Source organism: Microcoleus sp. Pol7_B2 (genome assembly GCF_036701035.1).
GTDB lineage: Bacteria > Cyanobacteriota > Cyanobacteriia > Cyanobacteriales > Microcoleaceae > Microcoleus.
On sequence record NZ_JAUBQB010000087.1, the window covers coordinates 20010 to 26559 of the forward strand.

The 6550-nt window shown below is 45.6% G+C and carries 8 protein-coding genes and 1 pseudogene; 2 read left to right on the top strand and 7 right to left on the bottom strand.

Annotation, left to right across the window (positions count from 1 at the left end; translation table 11 throughout):
* Nucleotides 1-191: 191 nt before the first annotated feature.
* Nucleotides 192-293: a cytochrome b6-f complex subunit PetL gene (gene petL / locus QUA57_RS24310; RefSeq protein WP_006633742.1), complete on the bottom strand. Its 102-nt coding sequence runs from the start codon at nt 291-293 to the stop codon at nt 192-194.
* Between the two features lie 77 nt (nt 294-370).
* Here petL and aroB point away from each other — a divergent pair, with 77 nt between their 5' ends.
* Nucleotides 371-1465: a 3-dehydroquinate synthase gene (aroB, locus tag QUA57_RS24315; protein ID WP_333064122.1), complete on the top strand. Its 1095-nt coding sequence runs from the start codon at nt 371-373 to the stop codon at nt 1463-1465.
* A gap of 96 nt (nt 1466-1561) precedes the next feature.
* On the opposite strand, the gene QUA57_RS24320 is transcribed toward aroB, so the two are convergent.
* On the bottom strand, nt 1562-2332 hold the full coding sequence (locus tag QUA57_RS24320) for a tetratricopeptide repeat protein (protein WP_333064120.1): 771 nt from the start codon (nt 2330-2332) through the stop codon (nt 1562-1564).
* A 191-nt stretch (nt 2333-2523) separates the two neighbouring features.
* Between QUA57_RS24320 and QUA57_RS24325 the strand changes: the two genes are divergently transcribed.
* Entirely contained in the window at nt 2524-3363 is an 840-nt protein-coding gene (locus QUA57_RS24325) for a stomatin-like protein (protein WP_333039505.1), read from the top strand.
* Here QUA57_RS24325 and folP read toward each other — a convergent pair.
* From folP to QUA57_RS24350, 5 genes and pseudogenes are all read right to left on the bottom strand, one after another.
* Nucleotides 3354-4223: a dihydropteroate synthase gene (gene folP, locus QUA57_RS24330; protein ID WP_333064119.1), complete on the bottom strand. Its 870-nt coding sequence runs from the start codon at nt 4221-4223 to the stop codon at nt 3354-3356. The two genes, QUA57_RS24325 and folP, sit on opposite strands and share 10 nt — an antisense overlap.
* Nucleotides 4224-4358: 135 nt before the next feature.
* Nucleotides 4359-4919 (bottom strand): annotated as a pseudogene (locus QUA57_RS24335) (Uma2 family endonuclease).
* A 129-nt stretch (nt 4920-5048) separates the two neighbouring features.
* The gene (gene tpiA / locus QUA57_RS24340; RefSeq protein WP_333064152.1) at nt 5049-5774 is read right to left on the bottom strand and encodes a triose-phosphate isomerase; all 726 of its coding nucleotides are present in this window, start codon (nt 5772-5774) and stop codon (nt 5049-5051) included.
* Between the two features lie 75 nt (nt 5775-5849).
* Complete coding sequence (locus tag QUA57_RS24345) at nt 5850-6035, bottom strand: PCP reductase family protein (RefSeq protein WP_006633749.1); 186 nt, start codon at nt 6033-6035, stop codon at nt 5850-5852.
* A 100-nt stretch (nt 6036-6135) separates the two neighbouring features.
* Nucleotides 6136-6393 carry a hypothetical protein gene (locus QUA57_RS24350; protein WP_333064118.1) on the bottom strand — a complete coding sequence of 86 codons (258 nt, stop codon included), beginning with the start codon at nt 6391-6393 and terminating at the stop codon, nt 6136-6138.
* Nucleotides 6394-6550: the final 157 nt, after the last annotated feature.

Sequence of the window (6550 nt, forward strand, 5' to 3'; positions counted from 1 at the left end):
GATTGAAGCATTAACCAAATTACTTTCGAGAAAATATCAAATTAATCAATTATAGCCTCAAGTTAGATTAGTCGAAGCATTTGCGCCGTCAATCCAAAGATTTAATCAGAGATTGTTAGCGCAAATACTTTGTCGAACTGATACTTTTGCCAGAGATTAAATCCTCTGGTTCAGACATCTAAATTAGCAAATTAGATGAGTTTGACAGCTCGCAGACCAAACATCAGCACTGTCGCCAAGCCGATCATGCCGCCAAAAATCCCAAAATAAGTTATTGCTCCGCTAAGAGTCATTGCAATTTCTCCAAAACAATCAATAAAAAGACCTATAAGAACTATAATCTAAAATCTAATATCTAAATTAGATAAATATGCAATCCATAATTAAAGTTGACTTGGGGCCACAATCTTACAATGTTTGCGTGCGATCGGGCGGTTTAGACGAACTCGGCAGTCTGATGGGCGATCTAAGTTTGGGCAAAAAAGTGCTACTGGTGTCGAATCAGTCGATTTTTCGGCAGTACGGCGAAAGAGCAGCAGCAGCCCTCGAATCTGCCGGTCTGGAAGTCAGTAGCTGCATTTTACCACCGGGAGAACAGTACAAAACTTTAAATTCGGTGCAGAAGATTTACGGTGCGGCTTTAGCAAACCGTTTAGAACGTTCCTCGACAATGGTGGCTTTGGGCGGCGGGGTGGTGGGCGATATGACAGGTTTTGCTGCGGCGACTTGGCTGCGGGGAATTAATGTCGTGCAAGTTCCGACTTCGCTGCTGGCGATGGTTGATGCTTCTATTGGGGGCAAAACGGGGGTAAATCATCCTTTAGGGAAGAATTTAATCGGGGCTTTTCACCAGCCGCGCTTGGTTTTGATTGACCCGGATGTACTCAAAACTCTGCCGGCGAGGGAGTTTCGTTCGGCGATGGCGGAAGTCATCAAGTACGGGGTGATTTGGGATGCTGAACTTTTTGGGAAGTTGGAGAATTGCAAGCGTTTGGATCAAATGCGCTATGTGAAGGCGGATTTGTTGGCTGAAATTTTGAGTAGGTCTTGCCAAGCTAAGGCTGAGGTGGTCAGCAAAGACGAGAAGGAATCGGGTTTGCGGGCGATTTTGAATTACGGACACACAATCGGTCATGCTGTGGAAAGTTTGACCAATTACAAGGTGATTAATCACGGGGAAGGAGTGGCCATCGGCATGGCTGCATCAAGCCGGTTGGCTGTGGAGTTGGGAATGTGGGATGCTGAGTGCGATCGCCGCCAGTCTGCTTTGATTGAAAAAGCGGGTTTACCTGCCAAATTGCCGGCGGGTGTGGATGTTGAGGAAATTTTGCATACTTTGCAACTCGATAAGAAGGTGCAGGATGGCAAGGTGCGGTTTGTGCTGCCGGTGCGCTTGGGTGAGGCTGCTGTGAGCGATCGGGTGGATGGGGATTTAATTATACAAGTTTTGAAGGAAATGCTTTAGATTCTCGTTTTTGGGGGTGTTTAACCGTCGCTAAACGCCCATTAACGCCGATCGCCAAAGATGTTTTTTCTTTCAATGGGCGATCGGCGGTTGAGTTTAGGAACCGCTCGACTGCGAATTAATTTCCTCCAAAATTTTATCTACTCTGTTAGCTGCTTGAGTTCTACCTTGCTTGATAAATAACTCCTTAGCTTTTGTCAGGCTGGCTACGGCCTCCGCTTGGTTTTCCTTGTCTCCTTGCTGGTACAAACCGACTCCTAAATTGTTTAAAGCATCGGGATATCGATCGTTAATTTTAACGGCTTGTCTCCACTGAACAATTGCCTCGGGCAACTGCCCCTGACTTGCCATCGCCACGCCTAAATCGTTGTGAGCTTTGGCGTGCTGCGGGTTGACTTCAATTGCTTTTTGGAATAGAACGATCGCATCGCTCATTTTACCTTGCCCCGACAGCATACTTCCCAACTTGTAATAAGCATCCGCTTCTTTGGGATAGCGAGCGATTAGTTGTCGGTACAAAGCTTCGGCATTGACAGCATTTCCTTGACCGTAAAGGTCGTTGGCAGTTCTCAAACCCATCGTGTAGCCTTTACCTACAACTTGGCACTTTTTCTCGGAGTTGCCTTCCTGCTTGCAAATCCTGAGTTCGTCTCCCTTCATCTCGTAGGACAGAACTTCTCGAACAGCAGGGCCTCGGCGCGGTGGCTGCAAGTTCTGCGACTGCAAGTTTTGCGAGAGTTGCAGGGCGATTGGCTCAGCTTGTGCCGGTTGCGCCGCTGCGACACTGCAGATTCCTGCACCCACCAAAATGCTTGGGGCAATCCACCTCAAAGGTTTGAACCAGCGAAACTCTCGATCGTTTTTCATGTCTTTTGTGGAAACGTGTTGTTGATATGCTGGGTTTCACTAGCGCCGTAAGAGTCGGAGCCGATGAGGCCCACCCGATGAAATAGTTAGTTATTAACAGTCGAGATATTTTAGCACTGTGTGGCCGAGTTTGAGTTAAATTAGAGTAGAATTCCGATCGATTCTCAGTCAACCTTAGCAGGAAAATAGAAATGGGGCAGTCTATTCTTACCATGCTCTTTGCGCTCATCCTCGGCTACGCTGTTAACTCAAGCGTCAAAATAGTCAGCGGTGGCGACGAAGCTTTAGTGGAACGTTTGGGTCAATACAAGCGCACCCTCAAGCCAGGATTCCACTTTATCAGCCCCCTGGTCGAAAAAGTCGTCTGCGTGGACACAAGCCGTGAAAGAGTTTTAGACATTAAACCTCAGTCAGCGATCACGGGAGATAATGTGGCTCTCGAAGTCGATGCCGTTGTGTATTGGCGGGTTGTGAATTTACAGAAAGCTTATTATGGAATCGATCAAATTGAAAATGCGATCGCCAACTTAGTTTTAACGACGTTTCGCGCTGAAATTGGTCGATTGCCCATGCAAGACATCTTGGGTTCCCGAGATGACATGAATAAAAAGTTACTCAAAAAGTTGGACGAAGCTACCGAAACTTGGGGTGTCAAAGTAATTCGGGTGGAAATTCAAAGCATAACACCTCCGAAAAGGGTGCAAGAAGCTATGGAATTGGAGCGCGCCACCAAGAGCGAGTGGCAAGCAATGGTCAATAAGGCGATCGGCACTAAGGAGTACATGAGGCTCTTAGTTGAAGCTTTAGACTCTCATCCGAATAGCAAGCAAGTTTTGAATTACTTAGTAACCGAAAAATACTTAGACGCTCAACAAAAATTGGGCGAAAGCGACAACGCCAAAATTCTGTTTATGGACCCGAGGAGCATGAGCGAAGCTCTGGGCGAGCTGATGGGTTCTATGCCCGATGTGACGCCTCCTTCTGAGGGCAGGGAAATAACAGTTATCGAGACTAACACTTCTCAAGACTGATTCCTGAAGATAGCGTCGGCTACCTGAGAGACCTCGCCCATTTCTCTGACATCGTGAACGCGCAAGATATCTGCCGAATTTGCGATCGCACCTGTACAAGCCGCCGCTGTCCCCCAAACTCTTTGTTTCGCTTCTTGCTGATTCAAAATGTGACCGATGAAGCTTTTTCGCGATACTCCGATTAAAATTGGACAGTTTAAAACACGGAATTTTCGCAAATCTCGCAGAATTTCTAAGTTTTGACTGTAAGTCTTGGCAAAGCCAATACCAGGGTCGAGAATTATTTGAGATTTGTCAATCCCCGCAGCCACTGCAGCAGCAATTTGACTCTCGAAAAATTCCTTAATTTCTCCAATTAAATCCTGATAATCTGTCAGTTGTTGCATCGTCTGGGGAGTTCCCCGAATGTGCATCAAAATTATTGGCACTTTTAACTTAGCAACGGTTGACAGCATTTCCGAATCAAAAGTAGCTCCCGAAATATCATTAATTATATCAGCTCCCGCCTCAACCGCAGCTTTCGCAACCTGCGCTCTGGTAGTATCGACCGAAATAGGAACTGAGCCAAAAATCTCTGTTTTTTGTCGCAGTATTTGTACTACAGGTATAACGCGATCGATCTCCTCTGCTAAGGATATTTCCACTGCACCAGGCCGAGTAGATTGACCGCCAATATCAATAATATCAACTCGCGATTTTACCATGTTTTCCGCTTGCGCCAAAGCAGATTCTATGGTATAGAAATCTCCGCCGTCGCTAAAACTGTCAGGGGTAACATTTAAAACGCCCATTAAATAAGTACGTTTTCCCCACTCGAAAACTTTATTTCTAATAATAATTTTTTCTGGGTTATTTGTCATGGCGATCGGGGGATTTGAGATTTGACTGGACGCACGGGTAGCCAGAAACCGGGTTTTTCACGACAATATTTCGTTGCAACCCACAGATTCTGTAAAAAACCCGGTTTCTTTGATTATTAATGCGTTCAGGACTGTTCAACCAAAACTTAACCAGCTAAAAACAGTGTCAACTGTCAATTCTAATTCGATTTTATCAATGATTGGCAACAGAGCTGCACGTTTATACAGTTCTACTTTTTGTCCTGGAAATACTGCCAAAATACTCTCTTCTTCTGGGTCTAATAACCATCCCAACTCAGTTCCGTGTCGCGAACAGTGGAGTAAGTTACTCAGCACTTTTGTTTGGCTTTGGTTTGGAGAGAGAATTTCTATCGACCAGTCGGGATTAATGTCAAAGCGGTTAGCAATTCTACCCGACGGCAAAAAAGGAATTCTTTCCCATCGGAATACTGCTACATCTGGCACGATTGATGCGCCGCCAAAAGTGCAGCGTAACTCGGGAAAAGCATTGGCAATTTTCCGAGTTTTCGCTACTTGATTGATAGTCTTGCAGAGTTCACCTTGAAGTACGCTGTGTTAACCTTGAGGCATGGGCTTCTGAATGATTTGTCCCTCAAGAAATTCTGAGGCCGGTTCAGTTTCAGGAAGTTTGAGGAACTCGTCTAAGGCTGGTTTGGGTTTAACGATCGCAGTCATAGGTTAATTCTCCCGATCCGAGAAACACTGAACGGCACATCACAATTGTAGGCGATCGCTGTTTAATTCCGGCCGCCCTTGTTCCAATTACCAATTAACAATTACCAATTAGCAATTACCAATTAGCAATTACTGATAATTGACAATTCGATCGAAGCTAGCAGCTTCCAAACTCGCCCCGCCTACGAGAACCCCGTCAATCTCAGGCATCGCCATAACTTCATCAATATTCTCCGGTTTAACAGAGCCGCCGTACTGAATTGGCACGTCAGGATTAGTCAATTTACTGCGAATCAAACCAATAACTCGGTTAGCTTCCTTCGTTTCGCAAGTATCGCCAGTGCCGATCGCCCAAATAGGCTCGTAAGCAATGACTAACTTATTTTGGTCAACATCAACCAAATCTTTTGCCAACTGAGAAAAAATGTGAGCTTCCGTTTCGCCTGCATCTCGCTGCTGCTTGGTTTCCCCAACGCACAGAATCGGAATTAAATCGTATTTCTGAGCAGCTTTCAGCCGCAAATTCACCGTTTCGTCAGTTTCCCCAAAATATTGGCGTCGCTCGCTGTGGCCGATAATGACATAACGGACACCAAGTTCACTGAGCATTGGCCCGGAAATTTCCCCAGTAAAAGCTCCAGACTCTTGCCAGTGGACGTTCTGAGCACCGAGTCTGATCCGGCTGCCGTGCAAATTTTTCGACAGGACAGCCAAGGAAGTGAAGGGAACGCAAAGCACGACTTCCCGTTCCTCTGGGGTTTCCGTCAGGCAGGACATGAATCCTTGAAGAAACTCTAGGGATTCTGCCCTAGTTTTGTACATTTTCCAGTTGCCAGCAATAACTATTTTCCGCACGGGTGACTCAGTAGCTCTGTGAACATCAAAATCAGGCAAATTATAGTGTAAAGCTTTAGGGTACCTTTCGAGCCCTTATTGCCCAAACTCGATGCGAGCTTGCTCAACTAAGTCAACGGTGACGACTTCGGTTTCGGCTTCGCGGGCCAACTGCTCGATGCGGACGCGAGCTTGTCCCCGGACAAAATAGGGAATATTTTTCAGCTTCGCCTTGGCTTCTGGCGTCCATTTTAGATCATCGGAAAATTCGGAATCGGGCATGGCGTATTGAGCGATCGACTACAAGCCTGCATGGATCTGGCTTTGATGGAAAGCCTGGATGTCTTAAATTTACCACGATTTGCGATCGGGCCACATCTTCTCACTCTGCCTTAAATTTGTTGCCTAAAATCGCCGACGCTTCTTGTAAAAGCTGATTCTGCTCTTGTCGAATTGCCTCCAACCTTGTCAAAATATTAGCAAGTCGTTCTTGAGACTCCAAACTGTTTGATTCAACTCCCCTCAATTGTTGTAAACCTGAATTATTTTTGTATTCGGGATTTTTTGAAACCAAGGAGTTTACAGCCACTTCACCGACATTACTTACAGATTTAGAGCCGAAACTCAAAACCCCTTGCATAAATTTTCCAGGGCTTTGCAGAATAAATAACCAGCTTTCTGCAAAAAATCTACCTAAAGCCTGAAAAAAGCCCAATATAATGCAATACGGTTCAGTTAAGAGCTATGCAGTGCTTAAAACAATAAATACAGGAGGATTCATTATTATTCCAGTACCT